The sequence below is a fragment of the Variovorax sp. Soil_C_39 genome (assembly GCF_057656815.1).
In genome coordinates this window covers 124,313-149,817 of the sequence record NZ_JBDGJQ010000003.1, presented here as the reverse complement: position 1 = coordinate 149,817, position 25,505 = coordinate 124,313, and the positions used below count along the sequence as shown (strand labels likewise).

At 66.8% G+C, this 25,505-nt stretch carries 29 protein-coding genes; 12 read left to right on the top strand and 17 right to left on the bottom strand.

Features of this window, described 5'->3' with window-relative positions:
• Window positions 1-59: 59 nt before the first annotated feature.
• Both AC3A6J_RS08660 and AC3A6J_RS08655 read right to left on the bottom strand, forming a co-directional pair.
• Window positions 60-1,070 carry an aldo/keto reductase gene (locus AC3A6J_RS08660; protein ID WP_487859521.1) on the bottom strand — a complete coding sequence of 337 codons (1,011 nt, stop codon included), beginning with the start codon at window positions 1,068-1,070 and terminating at the stop codon, window positions 60-62.
• A gap of 127 nt (window positions 1,071-1,197) precedes the next feature.
• Window positions 1,198-1,575, bottom strand: coding sequence for a tautomerase family protein (locus AC3A6J_RS08655; RefSeq protein WP_487859520.1), 378 nt, complete (start codon window positions 1,573-1,575; stop codon window positions 1,198-1,200).
• Between the two features lie 92 nt (window positions 1,576-1,667).
• Between AC3A6J_RS08655 and AC3A6J_RS08650 the strand changes: the two genes are divergently transcribed.
• The gene (locus AC3A6J_RS08650; protein WP_487859519.1) at window positions 1,668-2,525 is read left to right on the top strand and encodes a LysR family transcriptional regulator; all 858 of its coding nucleotides are present in this window, start codon (window positions 1,668-1,670) and stop codon (window positions 2,523-2,525) included.
• A gap of 26 nt (window positions 2,526-2,551) precedes the next feature.
• On the opposite strand, the gene AC3A6J_RS08645 is transcribed toward AC3A6J_RS08650, so the two are convergent.
• The 6 genes from AC3A6J_RS08645 to urtA all read right to left on the bottom strand — a co-directional run bounded on the left by AC3A6J_RS08645 (window position 2,552) and on the right by urtA (window position 9,679).
• Entirely contained in the window at window positions 2,552-3,802 is a 1,251-nt protein-coding gene (locus AC3A6J_RS08645) for an MFS transporter (RefSeq protein WP_487859518.1), read from the bottom strand.
• A gap of 80 nt (window positions 3,803-3,882) precedes the next feature.
• Complete coding sequence (gene urtE, locus AC3A6J_RS08640; RefSeq protein ID WP_487859517.1) at window positions 3,883-4,575, bottom strand: urea ABC transporter ATP-binding subunit UrtE; 693 nt, start codon at window positions 4,573-4,575, stop codon at window positions 3,883-3,885.
• Between the two features lie 12 nt (window positions 4,576-4,587).
• Entirely contained in the window at window positions 4,588-5,466 is an 879-nt protein-coding gene (urtD, locus tag AC3A6J_RS08635) for an urea ABC transporter ATP-binding protein UrtD (protein WP_487859516.1), read from the bottom strand.
• Window positions 5,463-6,677, bottom strand: coding sequence for an urea ABC transporter permease subunit UrtC (gene urtC / locus AC3A6J_RS08630; RefSeq protein ID WP_487859515.1), 1,215 nt, complete (start codon window positions 6,675-6,677; stop codon window positions 5,463-5,465). Before urtC ends, urtD begins: the two co-directional genes overlap by 4 nt.
• Window positions 6,674-8,221, bottom strand: coding sequence for an urea ABC transporter permease subunit UrtB (gene urtB, locus AC3A6J_RS08625; RefSeq protein ID WP_487859514.1), 1,548 nt, complete (start codon window positions 8,219-8,221; stop codon window positions 6,674-6,676). The genes urtC and urtB overlap by 4 nt, the downstream gene beginning before the upstream one ends.
• 189 nt (window positions 8,222-8,410) lie before the next feature.
• Window positions 8,411-9,679: an urea ABC transporter substrate-binding protein gene (gene urtA, locus AC3A6J_RS08620; protein WP_487859513.1), complete on the bottom strand. Its 1,269-nt coding sequence runs from the start codon at window positions 9,677-9,679 to the stop codon at window positions 8,411-8,413.
• A gap of 194 nt (window positions 9,680-9,873) precedes the next feature.
• Between urtA and AC3A6J_RS08615 the strand changes: the two genes are divergently transcribed.
• Window positions 9,874-10,209: a hypothetical protein gene (locus AC3A6J_RS08615; protein WP_487859512.1), complete on the top strand. Its 336-nt coding sequence runs from the start codon at window positions 9,874-9,876 to the stop codon at window positions 10,207-10,209.
• Entirely contained in the window at window positions 10,202-10,726 is a 525-nt protein-coding gene (locus AC3A6J_RS08610) for a ribonuclease toxin HepT-like protein (protein ID WP_487859511.1), read from the top strand. Before AC3A6J_RS08615 ends, AC3A6J_RS08610 begins: the two co-directional genes overlap by 8 nt.
• Here AC3A6J_RS08610 and AC3A6J_RS08605 read toward each other — a convergent pair.
• Together AC3A6J_RS08605 and ppk2 are read right to left on the bottom strand one after the other, a co-directional pair.
• Window positions 10,677-11,747 (bottom strand): extracellular catalytic domain type 1 short-chain-length polyhydroxyalkanoate depolymerase, encoded by a 1,071-nt coding sequence (locus AC3A6J_RS08605; RefSeq protein ID WP_487859510.1) that lies wholly within the window; start codon window positions 11,745-11,747, stop codon window positions 10,677-10,679. The two genes, AC3A6J_RS08610 and AC3A6J_RS08605, sit on opposite strands and share 50 nt — an antisense overlap.
• A gap of 67 nt (window positions 11,748-11,814) precedes the next feature.
• Window positions 11,815-12,726: a polyphosphate kinase 2 gene (gene ppk2 / locus AC3A6J_RS08600; RefSeq protein WP_487859509.1), complete on the bottom strand. Its 912-nt coding sequence runs from the start codon at window positions 12,724-12,726 to the stop codon at window positions 11,815-11,817.
• Between the two features lie 150 nt (window positions 12,727-12,876).
• Here ppk2 and AC3A6J_RS08595 point away from each other — a divergent pair, with 150 nt between their 5' ends.
• The 7 genes from AC3A6J_RS08595 to AC3A6J_RS08565 all read left to right on the top strand — a co-directional run bounded on the left by AC3A6J_RS08595 (window position 12,877) and on the right by AC3A6J_RS08565 (window position 19,335).
• A complete protein-coding gene (locus AC3A6J_RS08595) occupies window positions 12,877-13,986 on the top strand; it encodes a transporter (RefSeq protein ID WP_487859508.1) in 1,110 nt (369 codons plus the stop codon).
• 97 nt (window positions 13,987-14,083) lie between these two features.
• Entirely contained in the window at window positions 14,084-14,941 is an 858-nt protein-coding gene (locus AC3A6J_RS08590; RefSeq protein WP_487859507.1) for a 3',5'-nucleoside bisphosphate phosphatase, read from the top strand.
• Between the two features lie 10 nt (window positions 14,942-14,951).
• Window positions 14,952-15,929 carry a DMT family transporter gene (locus AC3A6J_RS08585; RefSeq protein WP_487859506.1) on the top strand — a complete coding sequence of 326 codons (978 nt, stop codon included), beginning with the start codon at window positions 14,952-14,954 and terminating at the stop codon, window positions 15,927-15,929.
• Between the two features lie 16 nt (window positions 15,930-15,945).
• On the top strand, window positions 15,946-16,581 hold the full coding sequence (locus tag AC3A6J_RS08580) for an L-threonylcarbamoyladenylate synthase (RefSeq protein ID WP_487859505.1): 636 nt from the start codon (window positions 15,946-15,948) through the stop codon (window positions 16,579-16,581).
• A 43-nt stretch (window positions 16,582-16,624) separates the two neighbouring features.
• Window positions 16,625-17,296 carry a site-2 protease family protein gene (locus AC3A6J_RS08575; RefSeq protein WP_487859504.1) on the top strand — a complete coding sequence of 224 codons (672 nt, stop codon included), beginning with the start codon at window positions 16,625-16,627 and terminating at the stop codon, window positions 17,294-17,296.
• Between the two features lie 18 nt (window positions 17,297-17,314).
• Window positions 17,315-18,652: a tryptophan--tRNA ligase gene (locus tag AC3A6J_RS08570; RefSeq protein ID WP_487859503.1), complete on the top strand. Its 1,338-nt coding sequence runs from the start codon at window positions 17,315-17,317 to the stop codon at window positions 18,650-18,652.
• A 77-nt stretch (window positions 18,653-18,729) separates the two neighbouring features.
• Entirely contained in the window at window positions 18,730-19,335 is a 606-nt protein-coding gene (locus tag AC3A6J_RS08565; protein ID WP_487859502.1) for a response regulator transcription factor, read from the top strand.
• A gap of 73 nt (window positions 19,336-19,408) precedes the next feature.
• Here AC3A6J_RS08565 and shkS read toward each other — a convergent pair whose 3' ends face one another.
• Both shkS and AC3A6J_RS08555 read right to left on the bottom strand, forming a co-directional pair.
• Window positions 19,409-20,827 (bottom strand): surface-behavior sensor histidine kinase ShkS, encoded by a 1,419-nt coding sequence (shkS, locus tag AC3A6J_RS08560; protein WP_487859501.1) that lies wholly within the window; start codon window positions 20,825-20,827, stop codon window positions 19,409-19,411.
• A 495-nt stretch (window positions 20,828-21,322) separates the two neighbouring features.
• Window positions 21,323-21,988 (bottom strand): SOS response-associated peptidase, encoded by a 666-nt coding sequence (locus tag AC3A6J_RS08555; protein WP_487859500.1) that lies wholly within the window; start codon window positions 21,986-21,988, stop codon window positions 21,323-21,325.
• Window positions 21,989-22,112: 124 nt separating this feature from the next.
• Here AC3A6J_RS08555 and AC3A6J_RS08550 point away from each other — a divergent pair, with 124 nt between their 5' ends.
• Window positions 22,113-22,454, top strand: a complete 342-nt coding sequence (locus tag AC3A6J_RS08550) for a hypothetical protein (protein ID WP_487859499.1) — start codon at window positions 22,113-22,115, stop codon at window positions 22,452-22,454.
• 110 nt (window positions 22,455-22,564) lie between these two features.
• Here AC3A6J_RS08550 and AC3A6J_RS08545 read toward each other — a convergent pair whose 3' ends face one another.
• On the bottom strand, window positions 22,565-23,083 hold the full coding sequence (locus AC3A6J_RS08545) for a pilin (RefSeq protein ID WP_487859498.1): 519 nt from the start codon (window positions 23,081-23,083) through the stop codon (window positions 22,565-22,567).
• A gap of 177 nt (window positions 23,084-23,260) precedes the next feature.
• Between AC3A6J_RS08545 and AC3A6J_RS08540 the strand changes: the two genes are divergently transcribed.
• Window positions 23,261-23,764, top strand: coding sequence for an SEL1-like repeat protein (locus tag AC3A6J_RS08540; protein ID WP_487859497.1), 504 nt, complete (start codon window positions 23,261-23,263; stop codon window positions 23,762-23,764).
• Between the two features lie 2 nt (window positions 23,765-23,766).
• Here AC3A6J_RS08540 and AC3A6J_RS08535 read toward each other — a convergent pair whose 3' ends face one another.
• Genes AC3A6J_RS08535 through AC3A6J_RS08520 form a run of 4 tightly spaced genes read right to left on the bottom strand, consistent with a single transcriptional unit; the run spans window position 23,767 to window position 25,458 of the window.
• Window positions 23,767-24,261, bottom strand: coding sequence for a lysis protein (locus AC3A6J_RS08535; protein ID WP_487859496.1), 495 nt, complete (start codon window positions 24,259-24,261; stop codon window positions 23,767-23,769).
• Window positions 24,258-24,788 (bottom strand): hypothetical protein, encoded by a 531-nt coding sequence (locus AC3A6J_RS08530; RefSeq protein WP_487859495.1) that lies wholly within the window; start codon window positions 24,786-24,788, stop codon window positions 24,258-24,260. The genes AC3A6J_RS08535 and AC3A6J_RS08530 overlap by 4 nt, the downstream gene beginning before the upstream one ends.
• A 2-nt stretch (window positions 24,789-24,790) precedes the next feature.
• Complete coding sequence (locus AC3A6J_RS08525; protein WP_487859494.1) at window positions 24,791-25,096, bottom strand: hypothetical protein; 306 nt, start codon at window positions 25,094-25,096, stop codon at window positions 24,791-24,793.
• Complete coding sequence (locus tag AC3A6J_RS08520; protein ID WP_487859493.1) at window positions 25,093-25,458, bottom strand: hypothetical protein; 366 nt, start codon at window positions 25,456-25,458, stop codon at window positions 25,093-25,095. Before AC3A6J_RS08520 ends, AC3A6J_RS08525 begins: the two co-directional genes overlap by 4 nt.
• Window positions 25,459-25,505 lie beyond the last annotated feature (47 nt).

Below are 25,505 nucleotides of genomic sequence, written 5' to 3'. Positions count from 1 at the left end.
CCGCCGCGCGAGCGCGTCGATGCAGTGATCGCTTCTTCTTCGGTGCACGGGGTCGGGGCCTACCGCGGCGCGTCGCCCTTGCGGTAGTCGGCGGTCAGTTCGTCGAGCTTTTGCTTCAGCGCGGGGTCGAGCTTGTAGTCGGCCGCAGCGAGCGTGGCGTCGAGCTGCTCGGGCCGGCTCGCACCGAGCAGCGGTGCGGTGACGAGCGGGTTGGCCATGACCCAGGCCACGGCGAGCGTGGCGAGCGGCACGCCGGCTTCGTCGGCGAGCTTGTGCAGCTGCGTCACGGTGTCGAAGCTGCGCTCGTTCCAGTAGCGGTCCTGGTACATGCCGCCGGCCGTGCCGAGCGTGAAGCGGGTGTTCTCTTCCGGCTTGGCGCCGGGCTTGTACTTGCCGGTGAGCAGGCCGCCGGCCAGCGGGTTGTAGGGAATCACGCCCAGCCCCTCTTCGCCCGCGAGCGGCAGCAACTCGCGCTCGATCTCGCGGAACAGCAGGCTGTAGCGCGGCTGCACCGACACGAAGCGCGTGAACCGGTGCAGGTCGGACTTGCCGAGGGCACGGGCCAGCCGGTAGGCCAGGAAATTCGACACGCCGATGTAGCGCGCGCGGCCCGACTTGACGATCAGGTCGAGCGCCTCGAGGCTCTCTTCGAGCGGCGTCTCGCGGTCGTCCATGTGCAGCTGGTACAGGTCGACGTGGTCCGTCTTGAGCCGCTTCAGCGAGAGGTCGATGGCATCGAGCAGGTGCTTGCGCGAGGCGCCCTGGTCCCAGGGATTGGGGCCGACCTTGTTGACGGCCTTGGTGGCGACCACGAAGCGGCGGCGACCTCCAGGCCCCTGCTTTTCGAGCCAGTTGCCGATGATCTCCTCGGTGCGCCCGGTGGTCTCGACGGTGCCGCCGAGCGGGTAGACGTCCGCGGTGTCGAGAAAGTTGATGCCGCCTTCGGCCGCCTTGTCGAGGATGCGGTGCGACACTGCTTCGTCGGTCTGCAGGCCGAAGGTCATCGTGCCGAGGGCGAGGCGCGAAACGGTCAGGCCGGTGCGGCCGAGGCGGGTGATCGGAAGGGTCATGGCGGAAGCCTCGTTCGCTGAAAGGTGAGACGCGGATGATGACGAGAACGCAAGCCGGGCATCTTAGTCATTGGCTCGAAACCGCGCAGGCGTCGGCCCAATCCGACCACTCTCTCAGGGGCCCACGTCAGGCGAACTGCGCCAGCCCGCCGCCCACCGACCAGTTCTCGGCCGGGGCATCCGCCACGCTCACGAACACATCCTCGGGCCGGATGCCGGGGCGCTCGCCGAGCAACTGCGCGATGCGCTGGTAGAGCGCCTTCTTCTGCTGCGCGGTGCGGGTCGCGAAGACGGTGATGCGGATGTAGACCAGGTCGTCGCTGCGCTCGAAGCCGTAGGCATTGCCTCGCCGGAAGTTGGCAGCCTCGTGCTCCGAAATCGTCATGAACTGGTCGTCGTCGGGCACGTCGAGCGTGTCGCGCAGGGCCATGTAGAGGCTGTCGAAGATCGCTTGGCGGTAGCTCTCGGGCTTGCCGGCGCGCATCGCGATGTGGATCAGTGGCATGGGGTTCCTTCGTCGTTTCGGAGGAACAACCTTAGGACGCAGGCCCCGCCGCGGGAAGCCGCTGGCGCTGATATCAGCAACAATGCTTCGAAATGATGGAACGCCCGCTCGATCTCGATGCCGTGCAGGCATTCGTGCGCATCGCCGAACTCGGCAGCTTCACGCGCGCCGCCGACATGATGGGAACGACCCAGGCCGCCGTGAGCTTGAAGCTGCGCCGGCTCGAGGATCGGCTGGGCTGGCGGCTCGTGGAGCGCACGCCGCGCTATGTGCGGCTTTCGGCGCGGGGCGCGGTCTTTCTCGAGCGCGCACGCGAACTCATGGCGCTGCACGACCGTGCACTGGCCGAGTTCGCGGGCGCGCGGCAGCGGCTCACGATCGGCATCAGCGACCATGTGGCGGGCCCGGAACTGCCGGCGCTGATCGCGCGCATGAACGCACACGATGCGCAGCTGCTCATCGAGATCCGCATCGCTTCGTCGGGCGACCTGCTCCAGGCCTTCGACCGGCGCGAGCTCGACACGGTGATCGTGCGCCTGCATGCGGGCCGCAGCGACGGCGAGCAACTGGCCGAGGAGCGTTTCGGCTGGTTCGCAGCACCGGACTGGAAGCACCGCCCGGGCGAGCCGCTGCCGATCGCCACCATGGCCGAGCCCTGTGGTGTGCGTGCGCTGGCGGCGCAACTGCTCGACGCGGCCGGCGAGCCCTGGACCGAGATCTTCGTCGGCGGCGGCGTCGCGGCGGTGGCCGCGGCCGTGGTGGGCGGCCTCGGCATCGCGGCGCTCGCGCCGCGCATGCTGCCGGACGACGCGGTCGATGTCGGTCCCCGACTCGGACTGCCGCCGCTGCCGCGGTTGCCGGTGCTGCTGCACACCCGAATCAAGGAGGGGCGGCCGCGCGAGGCGCTCGACGCCCTCGCGGCAGGCTTCCGCAGCGCCGTGCGCGATTGAGGCGCCGGCGCACCGGCTGGCCTCGGTCAGCCTTCGCAGGCGACGGCGCGCGCTCGCATGTCTGCCCGCGCGCTGGCCAGCGCCCAGCCGAACACGCCCAGCCCCGCGAGCGCGAGCAGCGCGCCGACCCAGCCGGTCGAGGTCCAGCCCAGGCCGGCCGAAATGGCGACGCCGCCAAGCCAGGCGCCGAGCGCATTGGCCATGTTGAAGGCCGAATGGTTGAGCGCGGCCGCGAGCGTCTGCGCGTCGCCGGCCACGTCCATCAGGCGAATCTGCAGCGCCGGGCCGATGGCGACCACGGTGCCGATCAGGAACACGTTGATCGCGGCGGTCACCACATGGTGCGCCGCGAACGAGAACGTGGCGAGCACCAGTGCCGACCACGCGAGCAGCCCGCCGATGGTGCGCATGAGCGACTTGTCGGCCAGGCGTGCGCCCACGAGGTTGCCCGTGACCATGCCCAGGCCGAACAGCGCCAGCACGAAAGGCACGCCGCCGAGCGGCAGGCCCGCCACCTCGGTCAGCGTGGGCTTGATGTAGCTGAACACTGCAAACATGCCGCCGAAGCCGATGGCGCCGATGCCGAGCGTGAGCCACACCTGCTTGCGCTTGAGCGCGCCGAGCTCGCGCCAGGGGCTGGCGCCGGCGCTCGGTGCAAGGTCGGGGATGTCACGGCGCAGCAGCACCACCGCCACCAGCGCGATCGCGCCGACGAACACGAAGGCGGCGCGCCAGCCGAACAGCTGGCCGAGCCACGCCGCGATCGGCACGCCGACCAGCGTCGCGCCCGTGAGGCCCAGCATCACGAGGCCCACCGCACGCGCCCGCCGCCCTGGCGGCGCGAGCGTGGCGGCCACGAGCGCGGCCACGCCGAAGTAGGTGCCGTGCGGCAGACCGGTCGCGAAGCGCAGCAGGTTGAGCGACAGATAGCCCGGCGCGATCGCGGTCGCGAAGTTGCCGAGGGCGAACACCGCCATCAGCGCGATCAGCAGCGCCCGTCGGCCCCATCCGGCCGCCAGCACCGCGAGCACCGGCGCGCCGACCACGACGCCGAGCGCATATGCGCTGATGACATGCCCGGCCTGCGGAATGCTGACCCCGATGTCGCCTGCAACCTCGGGCAACAGGCCCATGATCACGAACTCGCCGGTGCCGATGGCGAAGCCGCCGACGCCGAGCGCGAGCACGGCGCGCACGAAGCCCGCGGGCGATGCAGCGGAAGGAACGGAAATGTCGGGGGTGTCGGCGCCGTCTGGCGCGGTGGGGGAGGCATTCAAGGCCGGGCTCCTGGGTCGCCCGGCGGCGACGGGCAACGGTCGATTTTAGGGTAAACCCTTAAATCTCGCCGGCTGCGCCTTCAGATTGCCACGAGCTGGCGCACGCCTTGCGCTTCCATGTCCTTGCCGAGACCGCGCGCAATGACTTCGCCGCGTTCCATCACCAGGTAGTCGTCGGCCAGTTCCTGCGCGAAGTCGTAGTACTGCTCGCAGAGCACGATGGCCATGTCGCCGCGGTCGGCCAGCATGCGGATCACGCGGCCGATGTCCTTGATGATGCTGGGCTGGATGCCTTCGGTCGGCTCGTCGAGGATCAGCAGCTTGGGCCGGGGCGCCAGCGCGCGCGCAATCGCCAGTTGCTGCTGCTGCCCGCCCGAAAGGTCACCGCCCCTGCGGTGGATCATCTGCTTGAGCACGGGGAACAGTTCGAACAGTTCCGGCGGAATCGGCGTGCTGCCGCGCTTGTAGGCCAGGCCCATGCGCAGGTTCTCCTCGACCGTGAGCCGCGCGAAGATCTCGCGGCCCTGCGGCACGAAGCCGATGCCGGCGCGGGCCCGTTCGTAGGGCGTGGCCTTGTGGATCGGCCGGCCTTCGAGCGCGATGCTGCCGCTCTTGATCGGCACCAGCCCCATCAGCGACTTGAGCAGCGTGGTCTTGCCCACGCCGTTGCGGCCCAGCAGCACGGTGACCTTGCCGAGCGTGGCCTCGAAGCTCAGGTCGCGCAGGATGTGCGAGCCGCCGTAGTACTGGTGAATGTTTTTGACTATCAGCATGCGTTGGTTTCCTCAGCGGCCCAGATAGACCTCGATCACCCGCTCGTCGGCCTGCACCTCGTCGAGCGTGCCCTGCGCCAGCACCGCGCCGTCGCACAGCACGGTCACGATCTCGGAGATGGTGCGGATGAAGCTCATGTCGTGCTCCACCACCATCAGCGAGTGCTTGCCCTTGAGCGTGAGGAACAGCTCCGCGGTGCGCGCGGTTTCCTCGTCGGTCATGCCGGCCACGGGTTCGTCGAGCAGCAGCAGCTTCGGGTCCTGCATCAGCAGCATGCCGATCTCGAGCCACTGCTTCTGGCCGTGGCTCAGGTTGCCCGCGAGGCGCGACACGCTGTCGGCCAGGTGGATGGTCTGCAGCACCTCGGCGAGCCGGTCGCTCTGCGCCGAATCGAGCCTGAACAGCATCGACGCGCGCACGCCCTTGTCGGTCTTGAGCGCGAGTTCGAGGTTCTCGAACACGGTGAGATGCTCGAACACCGTCGGCTTCTGGAACTTGCGGCCGATGCCCAGTTGGGCGATGTCGGCCTCGCGGTGGCGCAGCAGGTCGATCGTGCTGCCGAAGAAGACCGTGCCCTCGTCGGGCCGCGTCTTGCCGGTGATGATGTCCATCATCGTCGTCTTGCCGGCGCCGTTCGGGCCGATGATGCAGCGCAGTTCGCCCGGCGCGATGTCGAGCGACAGCTTGTTGATCGCCTTGAAGCCGTCGAAGCTCACGCTCACGTCTTCGAGGTAGAGGATGCGGCCGTGCGTCACGTCGACCTCGCCGGGTGTGGCGATGCGGCCGAAGTCGGCGGCGCGGCCGCCCGATTCGGTCTGGCCGGTGGCCACGTGCAGGCCGGCTGCGCGCGCCGCGCGCTCGGCGCCGGCTTCCATCAGGTCGGGCGTCATGCGCGCGCTCCTTTCGCATCCACGGGCAGCGGCACCATCGCGTCGGGCTCGACGCCCTGCTCTGCCGCCACAGCGCGTCGTGCTTGCTGCACGGGCGAGTCCGCTGGCGCCTTCTCCCGCGACAGCCACCTCTTCACCAGCCCGACGATGCCGTTCGGCAGGAACAGCGTCACGGCAATGAACAGCGCGCCGAGAAAGTAGAGCCAGTACTCGGGATACGCCACCGTGAGCCAGCTCTTGGCGCCATTGACGATGAAGGCGCCGATGATCGGGCCGATCAGCGTCGCGCGCCCGCCCACCGCGGCCCAGATCGCGATCTCGATGGAGTTGGCGGCGCTCATCTCGCCCGGGTTGATGATGCCGACCTGCGGCACGTACAGCGCGCCGGCCACGCCGCACATGACGGCCGAGATGACCCAGATCGTGAGCTTGTAGGGCAGCGGGTTGTAGCCCGAGAACATCACGCGCGTCTCAGCGTCGCGGATCGCCTGCAGCACGCGGCCGAACTTGCTGGCGATGAGCCATTTGGCGAACAGGAAGAAGCCCAGCAGCGTGAGGCCCGTGAGTGCGAACAAGGTCATGCGCATCTCCTGCGTGGCGATCGGGATGCCCAGGATGCGCTTGAAGTCGGTAAAACCGTTGTTGCCCCCGAAGCCAGTCTCGTTGCGGAAGAACAGCAGCATCGCCGCGAAAGTCATGGCCTGCGTGATGATCGAAAAATACACGCCCTTGATGCGTGAGCGGAACGCGAAGAAGCCGAACACGAACGCGATCAGGCCGGGCACCGCGACGATGAGCAGCAGCGTCATCGGGAAGCTGCCGCTGAAGGTCCAGTGCCAGGGCAGCTCCTTCCAGTCGAGGAACACCATGAAGTCGGGAAGCTCGCTCTTGTAGTTGCCGTCGCGTCCGATCTGGCGCATGAGGTACATGCCCATCATGTAGCCGCCGAGCGCGAAGAACAGGCCATGGCCGAGCGACAGGATGCCGGTGTAGCCCCAGATCAGGTCCATCGCCAGCGCGGCAATCGCGTAGCACATGATCTTGCCCACCAGCGCCACGGCGTAGTCGCTCATGTGCAGCGGGCTTTCGGGCGGCACCCACATGTTGAGCACCGGCGCCACCGCGCACACCACGATCAGCGCGACGAAGAAGGCCGTCCAGCCCTTGCCGCTCAGCAGCGGCCCTTTGGTTGGCAACGTGACCTTGCTCATGCTTCTGCGCTCCGGCCCTTCATCGCGAAGATGCCCTGAGGTCTCTTTTGAATGAAGATGATGATGAAGACAAGCACCGCGATCTTCGCGAGCACCGCGCCGGCCCAGCCTTCGATGAACTTGTTGAGGATGCCCAGGCCCAGCGCCGCATACACGGTGCCCGCGAGCTGGCCGACGCCGCCCATCACGACCACCATGAAGCTGTCGACGATGTAGCTCTGGCCGAGGTCGGGGCCGACGTTGCCGATCTGGCTCAGCGCGCAGCCCGCGAGGCCCGCGATGCCCGAGCCGAGCGCGAAGGCATAGGTGTCGATGCGCGCCGTGTTCACGCCCATGCACGAGGCGATCGGCCGGTTCTGCGTGACGCCGCGCACGAACAGGCCCAGGCGCGTGCGGCCGATCAGCCAGCCCATCGCCAGCAACACCAGCACCGCGAAGACGACGATGCCGATGCGGTTCCACGGCAGCGTCACGTTACTCAGCATGGTGAAGCCACCGCTCATCCAGCCGGGGTTCTCGACGCCGACGTTCTGCGCGCCGAAGATCGAGCGCACGAGCTGCTGCAGCATCAGGCTGATGCCCCAGGTGGCCAGCAGCGTCTCGAGCGGGCGGCCGTAGAGGAAGCGGATCACGCCGCGCTCGAGCACGGCGCCGACCAGCGCCGACGCCAGGAACGACACGGGAATGGCTGCGACCAGGTACCAACCAAACGCGGCCTCGGGCAGGTAGCGCTGGAAGATGCCCTGCATCACGTAGGTGGCGTAGGCGCCGATCATCATCAGCTCGCCGTGCGCCATGTTGATGACGCCCATCAGGCCGTAGGTGATGGCCAGGCCCAGCGCCGCGAGCAGCAGCACCGAGCCCAGGCTGATGCCGCTGAACACCGCGTTGATGCGGTCGCCCCAGACGAGCGCACCGTCGATCCGTGCGATCGATGCGGTGATCGCCGCCTTCACATCGGGATCGGTTTCATCGGCCAGGCGCTGGTTCAGCAACAGCTTGGTATCGGGGCTGCTGTGGGCGCCCAGGTCCTTGGCCGCGGCAAGGCGGCGGGCCTTGTCGGCGCTGCCGAGCATGCTGGCGGCGCGCACGAGTTCGAGCTGTGCCTTGATCGCCGGGTTGACCTCCGCCGCGAGCGCCTTCTCGATCATCGGAACGCGCGATTCCTCGGGCTCCTTGAAGAGCGCCGCTGCGGCTTCGGCGCGCACCGCGTCGTCCTGGCTCGTGAGCCGGAGCGCGGCCTGCGCGGCATCGAGTGCCCCGCGCATCAGGTTGTTGTTGACCACGTCCTCGGCCGTGTCCGGCACCGGCAGTTCGGCGCCGGTCACGGGGTCGTGGCCCTTGTCGTCCTTCATCATGAAGACCTTGTCTTCGGTGTACTTGACCGCGTCTTCCGACATGGCCTGGAGAAAGGCAACCGTCTTGTCATCGGCCGTGAGCACGGCCTGGTTGAGCGCGGCGATGCGGGATTCGGAATCGCCCGAGGCGATGGCGCGGGCTTCGTCGGCGGTCAGCGCGTGGACGGCCGACGCTGCGAGGAGCATGGCGGCGAAGGCGCAGTGAAGGGATCGTCGAAGCATCATGGATTCGTGTTGCCCCCTCTCCCCTTGGGGAGAGGGTTGGGGTGAGGGCCAGCGGCCGTGCAGCGAGCGCGGCGACCAGTGGACCGCCGTTGCCCTCACCCCAACCCTCTCCCAGAGGGAGAGGGAGCAAGGCGAGGGACTTGCGACGAGTTACATCGACTTGCCGGCGGGCTGATCGGGCTTCTTGTCGTTGCCTTCGATGTACGGGCTCCACGGCTTGGCCTTCACCGGGCCCGGCGTCTTCCACACCACGCTGAACTGGCCGTCGGCCTTGATCTCGCCGATGAACACGCTCTTGTGCAGGTGATGGTTCTTCTCGTCCATCTTCGAGACGATGCCCGACGGCGCCGTGAAGGTCTGGCCGGCCATGGCGGCGATCACCTTGTCGGTGTCGGTCGACTTGGCCTTCTCGACCGCCTGCTTCCACATGTGGATGCCGATCCAGGTGGCTTCCATCGGGTCGTTGGTGAGCGGCTTGTCCTTGTGGCCCGCGATGTTCTTGGCCTTGGCGTAGTCGCCCCACTGCTTGATGAAGGCGGTGTTGGTCGGGTTCTTGATCGACATGAAGTAGTTCCATGCGGCCAGGTGGCCGACCAGCGGCTTGGTGTCCACGCCGCGCAGTTCCTCTTCACCGACCGAGAAGGCGACGACCGGCACGTCCTTGGCCTTGAGCCCCGCGTTGCCCAGTTCCTTGTAGAACGGCACGTTGGAGTCGCCGTTGATGGTCGACACCACCGCCGTCTTGCCACCGGCCGAGAACTTCTTGATGTCGGCGACGATGGTCTGGTAGTCGCTGTGGCCGAAGGGGGTGTACTTCTCGTCGATGTCGGAGTCCTTCACGCCCTTGCTCTTGAGGTAGGCGCGCAGGATCTTGTTGGTGGTGCGCGGGTACACGTAGTCGGTGCCCAGCAGCACCCAGCGCTTGGCACCGCCGCCTTCCTTGCTCATGAGGTAGTCAACGGCCGGGATCGCCTGCTGGTTGGGCGCGGCGCCGGTGTAGAACACGTTCTTCGAGAGCTCTTCGCCCTCGTACTGCACGGGGTAGAACAGGAGGCCGTTCATTTCCTCGACCACCGGCAGCACCGACTTGCGCGAGACCGAGGTCCAGCAGCCGAAGATCACCGAAACCTTGTCCTGGCCGAGCAGCTGCTTGGTCTTTTCGGCGAACAGGGGCCAGTTGGAGGCCGGGTCGACCACCACGGGCTCGAGCTGCTTGCCGAGCACGCCGCCCTTCTTGTTGATGTCGTCGATGGCCATCAGCACCGTGTCCTTCAGCACGGTTTCCGAAATGGCCATGGTGCCCGACAGCGAGTGCAGCACGCCGACCTTGATGGTGTCGGCGGCAAAGGCCGGCGCAGCGGCGATGCTGGCCAGGGCGACGGCGGCGGTGAGCGCCTTGAGGGTGAAACGACGTTGCATGTGGACTCCTGCTCCGGGGTGGTGTGGACCTGTTGCCGGCGCATGGCCGGCATGGGAGCGAGTCTGCGGAATGGGCCGCGCGGGTGAAATACGCCGGGTGGCGTACACGCGGGGCTGCTGGACCACCTGACATCGCAGGCTCAGCCATCCCGGCGTTTTTGGGATTGAGGGGTTTGGCTCTACGATCAACACCTATGTCCGGCCTGTACAGACCACTGAAGGACCTTCGAAAGGAACGCAGCGACGCGCTCCGGGCCCGCCTTCGGCCGCAAGTCGAGGGTGCGCTTCGCGTATTGCGATCGCAAGGCCTGGTCGTCACGCCGATTGGTTCGTTCGCAAAACCCGACGCCTACTTCGACCCGAACTCCGATATCGATCTGCTCGTGGAAGATTCCGCCGGCCGCAGCGATCTCGAAATTTGGCGCACGGCAAGAGATTGGATCAAGGAGGTCGAGGTCGACGTGGTGATGGCAGACGCAGTGGATGCCGAGATGCTTGAATTCATGAAGGTTGGAGTCACGAATGAGTGAGCAAGCGATTGCGGCGATCGTCAAAAGAGCATTGGGGCGCCTCGTGGCGGAACTCAATGCGATGGAAGAGGACCACCGAGTATTCGAGAAGACCCGCTTGGAAGCGTCTGCCTTCTATTCGGAGCGTGGCCACGCACTGGCAATGGCCTCGCACCTTCAGGGCATGTACTCGCAGGCAGAGAATCTGCTGAAACAAGTGACGGAGCAGCTTGGCGACGAGCTTCGCAAGACAGAGGCTTGGCACAAGCAACTGCTCGAGATTGCCGCCGTGGAGGTTCCGGGCGTACGGAGCGCCATCCTGAGCGAGGAAGCCTATTCCGGTCTCGAATCGATGCTGAGGATGCGCCATGTCATCAGATCGAACTACGCAGGAGACCTCAAGCCAGCCCGCATCCTGGAATTCTTACCCGAAGCAAGGACAGCGATCCAGCACACGATCAACGATCTCGACCTCTTCGCGACCTCACTCATCCAAGGCCCTGGCGACGCACCGGGCGCGTCTCCGCCCCGGCCTTGAACTGCGCACAGGCAAACGCCCACGCCATGCGCGTCGCATCGGGCCCCTCGGGATCGCTGAACGGCTGCTTCGATGCACCGCCGCTCCACGAGTGCCCGAGCCCCGCGATCTCGCACAGCCTGACGAGCGTGCGGCCCTTGCGCGTGAAATCGGTCAGGCGCATCGTGCGGCGCTTGCCGCGCTGCACCACGCGCGCGAGCCCGGGTTTGGCGCCGAGGGCCGTGGCCCAGACGGACGCGCTGTCGACCGCATTGCTGGGCGCCACCACCGTGTCGGCGTCGCCATGCAGCACGAGCATCGGCGGCAGGGTCGCGAACACCGCCGCGGCGCCCAGCGCCTTGCCGACGGCAGTGGCCGGCATCGGCGGCACGTTCTTGCCGCGCATGGCGCCGAGCGCCGTGGCCGACGAGGTGGCGGCGCCGGGCGCCACGCCCGAGTGCATGACGACAGCGCGGAACCGCAGCGGATAGCGCGTGGCCAGCAGCGCGGCCATGCTGGCGCCGGCCGAGAGCCCGACCAGGGCGACGCGCGCACGGTCGACGGGATAGAGCATGCAGGCCTGGTCGACCGCGGCCATCAGCGTGGCGGCTTCGGCGTCGGCCTTGCCGGAGCGGCGCTCGTACCAGTTCCAGCAGCCTTGCGGATGCGCCAGCCGGTCTTGCTCGGGATAGAGCACGAGGAAGCGGTGCCGCAGCGCCAGTGCGTTCATCCGCGTGCTGGCCGCGAAGTCGCGCCCGCTCTGCCCGCAGCCGTGCAGCATCACCATTAGCGGCAGCTTCTCGCCGGGCTGCAGCTCGAGCCCGGCCGGCCGGAACAGGTGATAGGCGCGGGCGCCGCCGGGCCCGAGCGCGATGCCGCCGATCCAGTCGCCTTTCCCGGGCGGTGGCTTGCGCCGCTCAGCCGCCGCGCGCTGGATCGGGCCCGCCACGCGCCGGCCGCTGCCGAGCGCGAGCTTCGTGAGTGCCTTGAGATTGCGCTCGTAGGCGCGGGCAAAGAAGGATGGGGCGGTGCGGCGGGCCATGACGCAGTGTGAGGGCAAAGCGCCGGCCGCCCAACCGGAGGCCGGGTCGCCCCGAGGCGGTGGGGCCTCAGTAGATCTCGGGCACGATCATGCTGGCCGGCACCGGCTGCCGAAGGTAGTCGGCGTGGCGTTCGCGTGCGGGCAGTTCCACCGGCGGATGCGGCACTTCCTGGTAGGGCAGCTGGCCCAGCAGGTGGCTGATGCAGTTGAGCCGCGCCTTCTTCTTGTCGACCGCCTGCACCACCCACCACGGCGCCTCGGGAATGTGGGTGCGCTCGAGCATGATCTCCTTCGCCTTGGTGTATTCCTCCCAGCGGCGGCGGCTCTCGAGGTCCATGGGGCTCAGCTTCCACTGCTTGAGCGGATCGTGGATGCGGCCGAGAAAGCGCATGTGCTGCTCGTCGTCCGTGATCGAGAACCAGTATTTGATGAGCTTGATGCCCGAGCGCACGAGCATCTTCTCGAACTCGGGCACGGTGCGGAAGAATTCCTCGTACTCGTCGTCGGTGCAGAAGCCCATCACGCGCTCGACGCCGGCGCGGTTGTACCAGCTGCGGTCGAACAGCACCATTTCGCCGGCCGCCGGCAGGTGGGCGGCATAGCGCTGGAAGTACCACTGGGTGCGTTCGCGGTCGTTGGGTGCCGGCAGCGCGGCCACGCGCGCCACACGGGGATTCAGGCGCTGGGTGATGCGCTTGATGACACCGCCCTTGCCTGCGGCATCGCGGCCCTCGAACAGGATCACCACCTTCTGCCGGCTGTGCTGCACCCAGTCCTGCAGCTTGACGAGCTCGCCCTGCAGCCGGAACAGTTCCTTGAAGTAGGCCTGGCGCGCAGCCTTGTCGGTGGCACCGGCGACGGCTCCGTGCTCGTCGATGTGGCGGTCCTCTATCTCCAGCTCGAGCTCTTCGTCGTAGCTGTCGATCAGCTCGCGGGCGATGCGTTGCATCAGGTCTTCGTGGTCTGGAAGTGCGCTCATGGCATCGTGGAAGGAGTGGAGGAAATGACAGGCAGGCCCCGAAGGCATGCCGCATGCTGCCCGCCGCGCATGACGTTTGCGTGACGGCCGACACGATGTTGTCATATTCGGCGAAGACGATCCAGGGACGCCCATCAACGCACAAGCACCTTGCCGGCACTCCACGACCTGGCCGCCCATTCGTACGGCGGCGACGAAGCCGGGCTGATCTGCGGCTATTTGTTCGACGCCGGGGCGCCGGAATCAGCACGGCCGATCGATTCGGCGCAGGCAGCCCTCTGGCTCGAGCAGGTTTCGCAGGGCGGCCCGAGCGCAGCGCCGGGCCGCCCCAAGCAAGCGAGCGCCCCCTCGGGGGGCAGCGAGGACACGAAGTGCCGAGCGTGGGGGCAGAATTTTGTTTGGCTGCACTTCAACTTGAGCCATGCCCAGGCCGAGCGCTGGCTGCTGCGCCATGCGGGGCTTTCCGACGCCTTCTACGAAGCGCTGCACGAGGGCTTGCCCTCCACCCGCATCGAACGCGCCGACGATTCGCTGATCGCGGTCATCAACGACGTGCACTTCGAGTTCAGCTTCGAGCCCTCGGACATTTCCACGCTCTGGATCAGCGTGGGCCCGCGCCTCGTGGTCACGGCGCGCGCCAAGCCGCTGCGCTCGGTCGACGCGCTGCGCACCGCGGTCAAGGCTGGCGACGCGCCGCGCTCGAGCACCGAACTGCTCGAGCACCTGTTGCGCGCGCAAGCCGACGTGCTGGTGAAGATCGTGCGCGGCGTGACCACGCGCATCGACCGCATCGAGGACGAGCTGCTCGCGGGCCGGCTCGACCACAAGCGTGCGCGGCTCGGCGTGCTGCGGCGGCTGCTGGTGCGGCTGCAGCGGCTGCTCGCGCCCGAGCCGGCGGCGCTGTTCCGGCTGCTGCAGGGACCGCCGGCCTGGATGGCCGAAGCCGATGCCCAGGCGCTGCGCGCCTCGACCGAGGAGTTCTCGGTGGTGCTGCGCGACATGCAGACGCTGCAGGAGCGCATCAAGCTGCTGCAGGAAGAGATCGCCGCCAACGTGAACGAGGACAACAACCGCAGCCTCTTCGTTCTGACCGTGGTGACGGTGCTCGCGCTGCCGATCAACATCCTTGCCGGCCTGTTCGGCATGAACGTCGGCGGCATTCCACTGGCCGAGCACCGGCACGGGTTCTGGATCGTGGTGGCGATCGTTGCGAGCTTCACCGCGGCGGCCGCCTGGGCGGCCTTCCGCAAGAAGCGCTGAGCCCCGCCTCGCGCGGCAGTAATGCTATTTATTTAATAGCAATCAGGACAGCATCCATGCGCCCGCGTCGGTATTCCTTAGCCCCTAGAATGCCGGTGTGTCCTCCATTCTCAACGCCGATCTGCACTGCCATTCCGTGGTTTCGGACGGCACGCTGACGCCCGAAGAGTTGGCCGCGCGCGCCGCTGCCAACGGCGTCGAGTTGTGGGCGCTCACCGACCACGACGAGGTCGGCGGCCAGCACCGCGCGGCTGCGGCGGCACGCGCCAACGGCATGCGCTACCTCACGGGCACCGAGATCTCGGTGACCTTCGCCAACGAGACGGTGCACATCGTGGGCCTGGGTTTCGATCCCGACGACGCCGCGATGACGCAGGGCCTCTACGACACGCGCGGCGGCCGCGGCAAGCGCGCGATGGAGATGGCCGAGGGCCTGGCGCGCGTGGGCATCCATGGCGCCTACGAAGGCGCGCTCAAGTTCGTCGGCAATCCCGAGCTGATCTCGCGCACGCACTTCGCGCGCTTCCTGGTCGAGCAGGGCCACTGCCGCGACACGCCCGAGGTGTTCCGCAAGTTCCTGACCGAAGGCAAGCCCGGCTACGTGCCGCACCGCTGGGCCTCGCTGAAGGATGCGGTGCACTGGATCACCGCGGCCAAGGGCCTGGCCGTGATTGCGCACCCGGGGCGCTACAAGTTCACGGCGAACGAGGAATACGCGCTGTTCCTCGAGTTCAAGGCGCATGGCGGGCGGGCGATCGAGGTCGTCACCGGCAGCCATACGACGGCCGAATACGTCGAGTACGCCGACAAGGCGCTCGAGTTCGATTTCGCCGCCTCGCGCGGCAGCGATTTCCACAGCCCCGACGAAAGCCACTGCGACCTCGGCAAGCTGCCACCGTTGCCCGGTGCGCTCACGCCGGTGTGGGAACTGCTCGGCGACCGCATCCAGCAGTGAGCGCCGCGCAGTGAGCCAGAGCCCCGGGCCCGGCACCGACGGCGCGGCGAACGCGGCGCTGGACGACGCCCGTGCCGCCGCGCGCGAGACGCGCGACCTCGAGTCGGAGCGCATCCTCGCGGGCATCGGCATGGTCATCGTGGCGGTGGCCTGCTTCGCCACGCTCGACACCGCCACCAAGACCTCGACCGCGGCCGTGCCGATCCTCATGGGCGTGTGGTTCCGCTATGCCTTCCAGGCCGTCGCCACCACGGCGGTGCTGCTGCCGCTGCACGGCACGGCGCTGCTGCGCACGCGGCATCCGCGCTACCAGCTGCTGCGCGGCGCGCTGCTGCTGGTGTCGAGCACGCTGGCCTTCCTGAGCCTGCGCTACATGCCGCTGGCCGAGTTCACCTCGATCGTGCTGATCGCGCCGCTCGTGATCACGCTGCTGGCGGCGACCACGCTCAAGGAGCGCGTCTCGGTGCTGCGCTGGACGCTGGTGGCCGGCGGCTTCATCGGCACGCTGGTCATCCTGCGTCCGGGCGGCGGCGCTTTCAGCTGGGCCGTGCTGCTGCCGATCGGGCTGGTACTGACCAACGCCTGGTTCCAGGTGCTCACGAGCAAGCTGGCGCAGACCGAGAACCCGCTCACGATGCATTTCTATACCGGCTGGGTCGGCGCGCTGATCGCCTCGCTGGCGCTGCCCTTCGTCTGGACCGCCCTGCCGTCGTGGCACTGGTGGGCGCTGCTGTGCCTCATGGGCTTCATGGGCACCGTGGGGCATTTCATCCTCATCCTCGCGTACCAGCGCGCGCCCGCCTCCACGCTCACGCCCTACCTCTATGCGCAGATCGCCTTCGCTATGCTGGGCGGCTGGCTCGTCTTCTCGCACGTGCCCGACCGCTTCTCGCTGATCGGCATGGCGATGATCGCCATCTGCGGCGCAGCGGGCGCCTGGCTTACCGTGCGCGAACGCCGCGTGCCCATCGAACCGGCGGAATCCTGATCAGGAGGTTTACCCCATGGCCCAATATTTCGAAGTCCACCCCGACAACCCGCAACAGCGCCTGCTCAAGCAGGCCGCCACACTGCTCCAGCGCGGCGAGATCGTGGCCGTGCCCACCGATTCGAGCTATGCGCTGGCCTGCCACCTCGACGACAAGGACGCGGTCGATGCGCTGCGCCGCATCCGCCAGGTCGACGAGAAGCACCATCTCACGCTGATCTGCCGCGACCTGAGCGAGCTGGCCAACTACGCGCGCGTGGACAACAAGCAGTACCGGCTGCTGAAGGCGGCCACACCGGGGCCCTACACCTTCCTGCTCGAAGCCACCAAGGAAGTGCCGCGGCGCGTGAGCCATCCGCAGCGCAAGACCATCGGGCTGCGCGTGCCCGACCACAAAGTGCTTGGCGAGCTGCTCGCGCTGCACGGCGCACCGCTGCTGGCGACCACGCTGATCCCGGCCGGCGAGACCGAGGCGATGAACGATGCCCAGGCCATCCGCGAGCGCTTCGAGAAGCAGATCGCCGCCGTCATCGACGCGGGCGCCTGCCCTTCGCAGCCGACCACCGTGGTCGACCTCACGCCCATGGGCGCGGGCGACGAGCCGGTCGTCGTGCGGCAGGGCCGCGGCGCGCTGGCGGTGCTTGGCCTCTGACGAGCGGCACCGAAGCCCGCACGCCGTCTGACACAATCGCCCAGTGGATATCTCCAACCTGATTCAGACCGTTCTCATCTACGCACTGCCCGTGGTCTTCGCGATCACGGTGCACGAGGCGGCACACGGCTATGTGGCGCGCCATTTCGGCGACAACACCGCCGAAGTGATGGGCCGAGTGACACTCAATCCGATCAAGCACATCGATCCCATCGGGACCATCCTGATGCCGTTGATGCTCTATTTCGCGACCTCGGGCGCCTTCCTGTTCGGCTATGCCAAGCCGGTGCCCGTGAACTTCGGGCGGCTGCGCCATCCGAAGCGCGACATGATCTGGGTCGCGCTCGCCGGCCCCGCATCGAACTTCGTGCAGGCCATCCTCTGGGCACTGCTCTTGGTGGTGATGCTGGCCGCGGGCGTCAATGAAACCTTTTTCATCAAGATGGCGCAGGGCGGCGTGCTGGTCAACCTCGTGATGTGGGCCTTCAATCTGTTCCCGCTGCCTCCGCTCGACGGCGGCCGCGTGCTCGCGGGCCTGCTGCCCAACGGGCCGGCACAGAACTTTCTCGCGCGCATCGAGCCCTTCGGCTTCTTCATCGTGATGGGCCTGGTGCTCGCGGGCATCGTCAGCACCTTCTGGCTGCTTCCGCTGATGGATGTCGGCTACGCCGTGCTGAACCTGCTGATTTCGCCGCTCACGGCTTTGCTGCGCTAGTTACGTTCTTTTTTCTCCATGGCCACGTCTTCCTCCGCTCGTCCCCTGCGCGTGCTCACCGGCATCACGCCCTCGGGCACGCCGCATCTCGGCAACTACGTCGGCTCGATCCGCCATTCGGTGCGCCAGAGCGTGGCGCCGGGCGTGGAGAGCTTCTTCTTCCTGGCCGACTACCACGCGCTCATCAAGGTGCAGGAGCCCGCGCTGATCCAGCGCTCCACGCTCGAGATCGCCGCGAGCTGGCTGGCCTGCGGGCTCGATCCCGAGCGCGTCACCTTCTATCGCCAGTCCGACATCGTCGAGATCACCGAGCTGACCTGGTTTCTCACCTGCGTGACCGGCAAGGGCGTGCTCAACCGCGCCCATGCCTACAAGGCGCAGCTCGACAAGAACGTCGCCAAGGGCGAAGACCCCGATGCCGACGTCACGGCCGGCCTCTTCATGTACCCGGTGCTCATGGGCGCCGACATCCTGATGTTCAACGCCCACAAGGTGCCCGTGGGGCGCGACCAGGTGCAGCACATCGAGATGGCGCGCGACATGGCGCAGCGCTTCAACCACCAGTACGGCGAGCACTTCACGCTGCCCGAGGCCGAGATCGACGATGCGGTCGCCACCCTGCCCGGCCTCGACGGCCGCAAGATGAGCAAGAGCTACGGCAACACCATCCCGATGTTCGCGCCGCGCGCCCAGCTGCAAAAGCAGATCGCGAGCATCGTGACCGACTCGCGCGCACCCGGCGAGCCCAAGGACACCGAAGGCTCGGCGCTGTTCCAGATCTATCAGGCGTTTGCAAGCGCCGACGAGACCGAGGCCCTGCGCCAGGCCTACGCCGAAGGCATCGCCTGGGGCGATGCCAAGCAGATGCTGTTCGAGCGCATCGACCGCGAAGTGGCGCCGCTGCGCGCGCGCTACGAGGCGCTGATGAACGACCCGGCCGAGATCGAGCGCGTGCTGCTCGCCGGCGCCGAGAAGGCGCGCCAGCTTTCGCGGCCGTTCATGGCCGAGCTGCGCCATGCCGTCGGGCTGCGCAATCTCGCGGCGGGCCGCGACAAGGGCGGTGCCCGCAAGGCGGCCAAGGTCGCGAAGCCGAGCTTCAAGCAATACCGCGAGCGCGACGGCCTGTTCTATTTCAAGCTGCTCGACGCGCAGGGCGTCGCCCTGCTCCAGAGCCGCGGCTTCGCGTCGCCGCAAGACGCCGGCCGCGCCATTGCCGCCCTGCAGCAGCAGCGCGCAGAGGCCCTGGCCGCGCTGGCCGAGCAGCTCGAGCCGGCCGACGCCGACGCATTGCGCGCAGCGACCGAGGCGCTGGACGCACTGGCAGAGGCCACGGCCGCTGGCAGCAGCGAAAGTTGAAAGAGATCACTCCATCGGTTCACCCGCCGAGGAGCGACCGCTAGAGAAGACGACGGGCGATCATTAAGGAAGAAAACATGAGCATTTATGTCATCGACGACCACCCCCTGATGCGCGACGCGATCGTGATGGTGTTGCGGCGCCTTCGGCCCGCCGAGAACATCGTCGAGCTCGACCGGCTCGACAAGCTCGCGGGCTCGGTCCAGCAGCGCGGTGCGCCGACCCTCTTCTGCCTCGACCTGAAGCTGCCGGACACCAACGGCGTCTCGGGCGTGGTCGCGGTCAAGCAGGTCTATCCGAACGTGCCGATCGCCGTGTATTCGGCGGCCCCGGCCGCGGACATGGAAGACGCCTGCATCGAAGCCGGCGCCGACACCTACATCGAGAAGTCGGCCAGCTCGGCCGAGCTGGCGGCCGCCCTGCGCGGCCTGCTGATGGCCGGCTCCGAAGAGGCCGACGAGCCCGCGCTCGCCAACAACAGCAAACTCTCCAAGCGCCAGACGCAACTGATCGCGATGCTCGACAAGGGCATGAGCAACCGCGACATCGCCACCGATCTCGAGATCAGCGAGCACACGGTCAAGGTGCACCTCTGGCGCCTGTTCCGGCGCCTGGGCGTCAAGAGCCGCACGCAGGCGCTGCACTACGCGCGCACCAACGGCCTGCTGTCCTCTTCCAACTGAAAGGGCCAGGCAGGCCTAAAAAGAACCGCGCACACACGGCGCGGTTTTTTTCTGCCTTGTCGCGCTTCTTCTCTCAGCCGCCGCCCGAGGCGCTGACGCGCGCCTGGGCCACGGCCTCGTCGGCATCGTGGAGCGCGACGCGAAACACGCTGCCGCTGCCGAGCCGGGAGCGCACACTGACCGGATGGCCCAGCACATGCGAGAGCCGGGCGACGATCGCCAGGCCAAGGCCGAAGCCGTCCGACGTGCCGGCGTGGTCGGCCACCTTGTAGAACTCCAGGAACACGTCGCGCAGGTGCTCGGGCGCAATCCCGATGCCGGTGTCCCACACCTCCACGCGCAGGCCGTCGCGCGTCTGCCGCGAGGCCAGCAGCACGCCGCCGTGGGTGGTGTACTTGATCGCGTTCGCGAGCAGGTTGCCGATCATCCGGCGCACGCGGATCGGATCGGTCAGGAAGCTGCCTTCGGTCACGTGCACGCGGAAGTCGAGCCCGCGGCTCTCGGCCACCGGGCGGTATTGCAGTTCGAGGTCGTGCAGCAGCTCGGCCACGTCCACCCGCTCGATGTGCAGCCGCACCTGGCCCGAGTCGATGCGCGCCAGGTCGAACATCGAGTCGAACAGCGCATTGACCGCGTGCGTCGCACGAACGATCTTCGGCGCGAGTTCGAGCACCAGCTCGGGCTCGTTGCGCAGCCAGTCGGCATACAGCGACAGGGCTAGCACCGGTTGGCGCATGTCGTGCGCGGCGCTCGCGAGAAAGCGGTTCTTCATCGCCACCGCCGACACCGCGGCCTGCCGCTGCTGCGTGAGCGACTTGATCAGGATGTGGTTGTGGAACAGCAGCTCGAGGCTGTTGCGTGCGGTCTCGTGGATGTGGCGGCCGGCGCGCAGCAGCAGAAACCAGTGCAGCATCGGCAGGATCGGCATCAGGTAGCCGTACTGGAAATGCGGATTCTCCAGCGTGATGCCGACCAGCCGGACCAGCACCGCGCCGAGCATGGTGATGAACAGCGTGTTCACATAGCGCTTGAGCAGCGGCGGATGCAGCGCGAGGCCGTTGAGCGGAAAGGTGCCGACGCCCGCCACGATGAGCCAGCTCATGAACTGGTTGACCTGCGGGATGCGCTCGAAGAACAGCAGGATCGACAGGCCCCAGACTACCGCACTTGCGCTCCAGACGAAGCCATAGCGCTCGGTGAACTGGAGCTGCGCCGCAGCGCTGCGGCCCGCGTAGCGCACGGCATAGACCCTCGCGCCCCAGGCACGGCAGGCCGTGGCCACGATGCCCGCGGCAAGCCAGGTCAGCAGTTCCCAGCGCGGTACGTAGAGCCAGCTCAGACCGACCATCGCCGGCATCAGCGCCGCCGAAACCAGGTAGGAGCCGCGCGCCGAGCGCATCAAACTGCGGATCAACTCGCCGCGTACCCACGACTCGGCTTCGTCCGCCGACCCCGGGACCGGAGTCAGGCTCGTGATCGACGCATTGGCCATGTGGCGCTGAGCCTCCTCGTTGTTGGAAATCTGGGGTCGCCCACGGGCGCCGCTGAGGCGCAGGGAGGAGGCGATCTTAACGGCGGCCGGAAGGCCGCTCGAGGGGTGTCGGCGCGATAGTTCGCCCGCACCGGCGCACCAGGTGGAGCAACGTGAACTTTCGGCTGAAGCGAGATGCTGCGGCCAAAAAAATAGCCCCTTGCGGGGCCATTTCTGGAGGAGAGGGAGGGATTCGAACCCTCGGTACTATCGCTAGTACGCCTGATTTCGAGTCCGACATGCGGGCCATGCACGGGCCGGGAACCCGCATGGCTGCTGGGTGACTGGCTGTGCATACAGTGCGCCAAACGCCTCGTTCGCGCCACGTTGGACAAAATTTCCCCCACCAATGGAAGCCGGGGAAACCGGCGTGAGCAACTGCCTTCTAAGCAGGTTGTCGGGGGTTCGATCCCCTCCGGGCAGGCCACCTCCCGTCTCTAACCAAAGCGCATTCCTCTAACTTTGCGGCATTGGCGCAGCGTCGAACACGTCGACCGGCGCCAGCTTCAGCAGCGTTTTCGCCTCGTCCACCGTGCCGGCCAGCCACAGGTCGAACTCGTGAACCTCGAGCGGGATCACTGAGCGCTTGTCCTGCTTGTCGGGGTCGAGCTTCGGATCTGGCTTGTGCATGCGGCTCATCAGCGGGTGCTCGTCGGCGTTGATCGTGAGCATGGTGTAGCTCTCGTGGATCTCGCCCGTGGCCTTGTCGGTCCAGGTGTTCCACAGCCCGGCCAGGCCCCACGGCTTGCCGTCCACGCGCTTGAACTGCCACCAGACGTTCTTCCCCGACTCCCAGTTCGGCTCGTCGAAGGCCGTCGCCGGGATGATGCAGCGCTGACCGCGCTTCCAGGGGTCTTTGTAGCTGGCCTTCGCCTCTAGCTCTTCGCTGCGGGCGTTGTTCGTCGGGTACTTGAGCTTCGGCTCCTTGGCGAACCAGGGGATCAAGGCCCACTGCCCGGTCACCAGCTCGCGCTCATAGCCGGTCACGTCCTTGGCTCGGCGGATGAACGGCCCGGGCGAGCGCGGGAAGACTGCCCTCACCCACCGCGGCGGGCTGTTCTGGCGGACATGCCAGTGGCTCTCGATCTCGTACTCGTCGGGGGCGATGTATCGGTTGCACATGGGCGGATTCTGCCGCCAAAGGATACTGTATGCTTGTACAGTGATTTGCAACGTCGTTCTGCTGCGATGGCACGGCAATTGGATGTCGCGTGCTCGGGTGGTCAGCCAGGCCGGAATCCCAGGCGTGCTGGATTTCCGCAAGGCGAATCGCGAGCACTGGGGCAACACCATGCAAGCGAGGCTCCTGGCAGTCAAGGGCGGGGGGAAGGATCTGCTGCCGGTCCTGCAACACGCGCGCGTGCTGACGATCAAGGAGGGTGGCGTGATGGTGGACGGCTTCGAGATCAGCGCCCGCGGGGCCAAGAGCAAGCCGATCAAGACGCGGCAGACCTGGTGGTGCGTAAGCGCCGCCGAGATGGAGATCGGCTTCGCGGCACTCGAGCGGATGAACCCGCGCAGCTCAACGGGATTCCATGTGAACGACGATGAGGCGGAGGAAGGCTTGCTTCCGGCGTGGCCGCGGTGATCAGCGGCTATCGAGCCCCGCGCTTGAATCGCGCGGCGAGAATGGACCGCCCGTGAAAAAGCCGCCCGGAGGGCGGCTTGGTCATGGCCATTTTGTTCGGCCTCAGATCGTTAGCCCTCCGAGCAAGTCTTGGGCCGCACTGACGCGTCCAAGTTGGAAGTGCAAGCCCAGTCGGCGTTCGAAGCGGTGTACGTGAAGGTGATGGTCTTGTTTGCCAGCTTGTCGTTCACGCCGTCGGCCTTGAAAGTTGCCACGAGCGCGCATTCTCCGGCGGTGGCGGCGTCAGCTGTGATGCCAGCCACGTACTTGCCAGTCAGGGTGAAGTTGTTAGACGTATGCAGAGCGCCGGCAGGAATCGGGGCGACCGGCGGAGTCGCCGCTGGATCACCAGGCACTGCCTCGGCGGTGCTGCAAGCCTGCGTCAGACCGTTGCTGCCGGCGATGTCCATAACCGGAGTCTTCAGGCCGGCAAGCAGGTTCATAGCTTCGGTGGTCTGAGCACGAGCCGTGTAGTTCTGGTACTGCGGCAAGGCAATTGCAGCCAAAATGCCGATGATCGCCACAACGATCATCAGTTCGATGAGGGTGAAGCCGGCTTGTGCGCGGCGAGCGAGAGTACGACCGTTCATGTGAAAAACTCCTGGTTGGAAGAAACTTGCCTGTTGTGCAGGACGTGATACTTCTTGCAATGACTGGGCCAGCGCACGAGAGCCACATACTTAGAACTTTAGGGCTGCATTCCTTCAATAGAGAGCCTAAAAACAGCGTGCCAAAATCAAATGGCACGCTTAAATGAGTGCCATGGCATGCAACTGAATGTGCCAAGACGTTACGATTGGATAATGAGAATGGACGCGATAAGCCTTGAAGCAGCCGTGGCGATGACGGGGCTCAGCCGTAGAACCCTGTGGCGCAGGGTCACGGAAGGGGCCATCGCCAAGCGTGAAGAGGATCGGGGCCGGGCGATGTTATCCCTCGCTGCCGTCGTCGACCTCATCCCCGTCCCGCTGGACGACGACGACCTTGAGATGCTTGTCCAAGCCGACGACGGTCAGCCCGATGCGCAAGCCGACGTTGGTGAGATGTTCTACACAGCGGGGGAGTTCGGTGCGGCGGTCTACTGGTTGAGCGCAGCCGCGGCTCAGGAGAATGCGGACGCGATGCATTGGCTCGGCACTTGCCATCTCGCCGGCCATGGCGTCACCAAGAGCGAAAACTTGGGCCTGAGCTGGATCGCGCGGGCAGCTGAAGCTGGGCACCTCATCGCGCAGCATCAAATCGACGCGCTTCGTCGGTCCGCATTGAAGTAGATCTACTTTCTTTCGGCCTTTAAGGTTTCCTGGCAGGCGAGGAGTTGACCCTGCTGCTTGGTGAGCCCGTCTCGAAGGGCGAAATAATCCCGTTCAGCAGAGGGAGCAAGTCGGGGGGCGGCTCCATGATCCAGGCTGCCACCGGTGGTGGCTTCGGGCACGTCACGGGTGGCGGCGGGACAGGCTGCATTGACGCGCAGCCCGCAAGTGCCGTTAGCAAGGCAAGTGCGCAGGCGGTTCGTTTCATCTTGGGCTTTCTTGAGTTCGGCTGATTCCCGGCTGTCGATGGCGGCAAGTTGCTCGGCCAAGGCATCCCGCTTGTCGTCGAGCGCACGCTGGGCGTTGAGCGCGGTTCGTGTCGCTTCGGCGACGAGCGCAGAATGTTTCGCTTCGAGGCTGGACAGCTTCGAGTCGAGCCGCCACCCGTTTATGCCCCAGCCGGCGCCGAAGCAGAGCACCGCGGCGCCCGCGGCGATGTAGACGCGCGGGTCGATCACGGCAGCCCCAGGAAGGCGCGGGCTTGCCGGTGGTAGGCATTCCACTTCGCACGCAGTGCAGCACGATCGCTCGACGAGCCCCGCGTGTAGGCGCCAGGTCGCCAGGCGCGCAGGTACAGCAGCCATGCGCCCTCCGTGTCGGCCACGCGCGGTATCGCCCCCGGCTCCGTCCAGAGAAGCAGCCGAGCCAGGATCGCGGCCAGCACGTCGTTCGTCTCGATCGCTTCCCAGACCGCCCGGCTTGTGAGTGGCACGCCGTGCTCTTGGCAGGCCGCTCGAGCGAGCTCGCGGCTAGCAGGGTGCGTCATGGTGCCGACCACCATCCCACCGCCCTGCTCGCCCTGCCAGAAGGATCGCGCCGGACCCTTCTTCGCCGGGTCGTTGAGTACCTGCCAGCGGTGGACGAACTTCGATTCCTGCAGGCCGATGGTCAGCAGCATCGCACGAGCCTCGATGCTGTTCATCTTGGGCGGGAGCCACGCAAGCGCCGGCTCAATGGCCGTGCGCGTGATTTCTTCGAGGGTCATAGTCACTCCTCCCCCAGCGGTGCCGGGCCGGTTGACGTAAAGGGTGGCCCGTGGCGCCAGTCGCGGCTTTCAATGCAGAGCTTCAAAGCGATCGCCAGCGCGAAGACGACAGATGGCCACCCGGGCAACTCCCAGAGCCACGGCGAGAATCCGTTCGCTGCCGCGCCCATGAGCAAACCGACATAGCCGATGCGCACGCGCCAGAGGACTGCCCTGTTGATCTTTCGAGCGCGGCAGATGCAGATGAACACGATGCCCGCAGAGATCAGGCCGTTGATGCCAGCAGGCAGGTAGGCGTCGTAGGTCATTGCTTCCCCCTCGCTGCGATCAGGACATCGACGAGCCTGTTCAGCTTCTTCGCCGCCCAAGGAAGGATCAGGGTCGTCCACTTGTCCGCGGAGAACGCGAGCCCCGCGGCGAACGGGCCGTAGAGCCAGTTCTCTTGCAACGGACCCCAAAGAGACGCCACGCCGATGGACAGCGGCACGGTGCCGAATAGCGCGAAGATCACCGCCGCAGCGAAGTAGACACATGCGCGCGTGAGGCTGTCGCCCTCTCGTTGCATGATCATCACGCCGGCTCCGCCCATCGAGCAGATCGCAATCACGACATAGGGCCCCACTACCATTGCGACCGACGGGCCGAAGATGATGCCGGCGATGATCGTCACCAGATGAACTGGCGTTAGGTCAGGCGATTGCATGCCGTCCTTTCAGG

Bases quoted from the DNA above. Each gene is read 5' to 3' on its own strand.
- AC3A6J_RS08650 (WP_487859519.1), top strand. From the start codon at position 1,668: ATGATGGAACGCCCGCTCGATCTCGATGCCGTGCAGGCATTCGTGCGC.
- AC3A6J_RS08660 (WP_487859521.1), bottom strand. From the start codon at position 1,070: ATGACCCTTCCGATCACCCGCCTCGGCCGCACCGGCCTGACCGTTTCG.
- AC3A6J_RS08525 (WP_487859494.1), bottom strand. From the start codon at position 25,096: ATGACCTACGACGCCTACCTGCCTGCTGGCATCAACGGCCTGATCTCT.
- urtC (WP_487859515.1), bottom strand. From the start codon at position 6,677: ATGAGCAAGGTCACGTTGCCAACCAAAGGGCCGCTGCTGAGCGGCAAG.
- AC3A6J_RS08545 (WP_487859498.1), bottom strand. From the start codon at position 23,083: ATGAACGGTCGTACTCTCGCTCGCCGCGCACAAGCCGGCTTCACCCTC.
- urtD (WP_487859516.1), bottom strand. From the start codon at position 5,466: ATGACGCCCGACCTGATGGAAGCCGGCGCCGAGCGCGCGGCGCGCGCA.
- AC3A6J_RS08530 (WP_487859495.1), bottom strand. From the start codon at position 24,788: ATGACCCTCGAAGAAATCACGCGCACGGCCATTGAGCCGGCGCTTGCG.
- AC3A6J_RS08555 (WP_487859500.1), bottom strand. From the start codon at position 21,988: ATGTGCAACCGATACATCGCCCCCGACGAGTACGAGATCGAGAGCCAC.
- shkS (WP_487859501.1), bottom strand. From the start codon at position 20,827: ATGGCCAATGCGTCGATCACGAGCCTGACTCCGGTCCCGGGGTCGGCG.
- AC3A6J_RS08610 (WP_487859511.1), top strand. From the start codon at position 10,202: ATGAGTGAGCAAGCGATTGCGGCGATCGTCAAAAGAGCATTGGGGCGC.
- AC3A6J_RS08570 (WP_487859503.1), top strand. From the start codon at position 17,315: ATGGCCACGTCTTCCTCCGCTCGTCCCCTGCGCGTGCTCACCGGCATC.
- AC3A6J_RS08580 (WP_487859505.1), top strand. From the start codon at position 15,946: ATGGCCCAATATTTCGAAGTCCACCCCGACAACCCGCAACAGCGCCTG.
- AC3A6J_RS08540 (WP_487859497.1), top strand. From the start codon at position 23,261: ATGCAACTGAATGTGCCAAGACGTTACGATTGGATAATGAGAATGGAC.
- urtE (WP_487859517.1), bottom strand. From the start codon at position 4,575: ATGCTGATAGTCAAAAACATTCACCAGTACTACGGCGGCTCGCACATC.
- AC3A6J_RS08605 (WP_487859510.1), bottom strand. From the start codon at position 11,747: ATGGCCCGCCGCACCGCCCCATCCTTCTTTGCCCGCGCCTACGAGCGC.
- urtA (WP_487859513.1), bottom strand. From the start codon at position 9,679: ATGCAACGTCGTTTCACCCTCAAGGCGCTCACCGCCGCCGTCGCCCTG.
- ppk2 (WP_487859509.1), bottom strand. From the start codon at position 12,726: ATGAGCGCACTTCCAGACCACGAAGACCTGATGCAACGCATCGCCCGC.
- AC3A6J_RS08655 (WP_487859520.1), bottom strand. From the start codon at position 1,575: ATGCCACTGATCCACATCGCGATGCGCGCCGGCAAGCCCGAGAGCTAC.
- urtB (WP_487859514.1), bottom strand. From the start codon at position 8,221: ATGCTCCTCGCAGCGTCGGCCGTCCACGCGCTGACCGCCGACGAAGCC.
- AC3A6J_RS08615 (WP_487859512.1), top strand. From the start codon at position 9,874: ATGTCCGGCCTGTACAGACCACTGAAGGACCTTCGAAAGGAACGCAGC.
- AC3A6J_RS08565 (WP_487859502.1), top strand. From the start codon at position 18,730: ATGAGCATTTATGTCATCGACGACCACCCCCTGATGCGCGACGCGATC.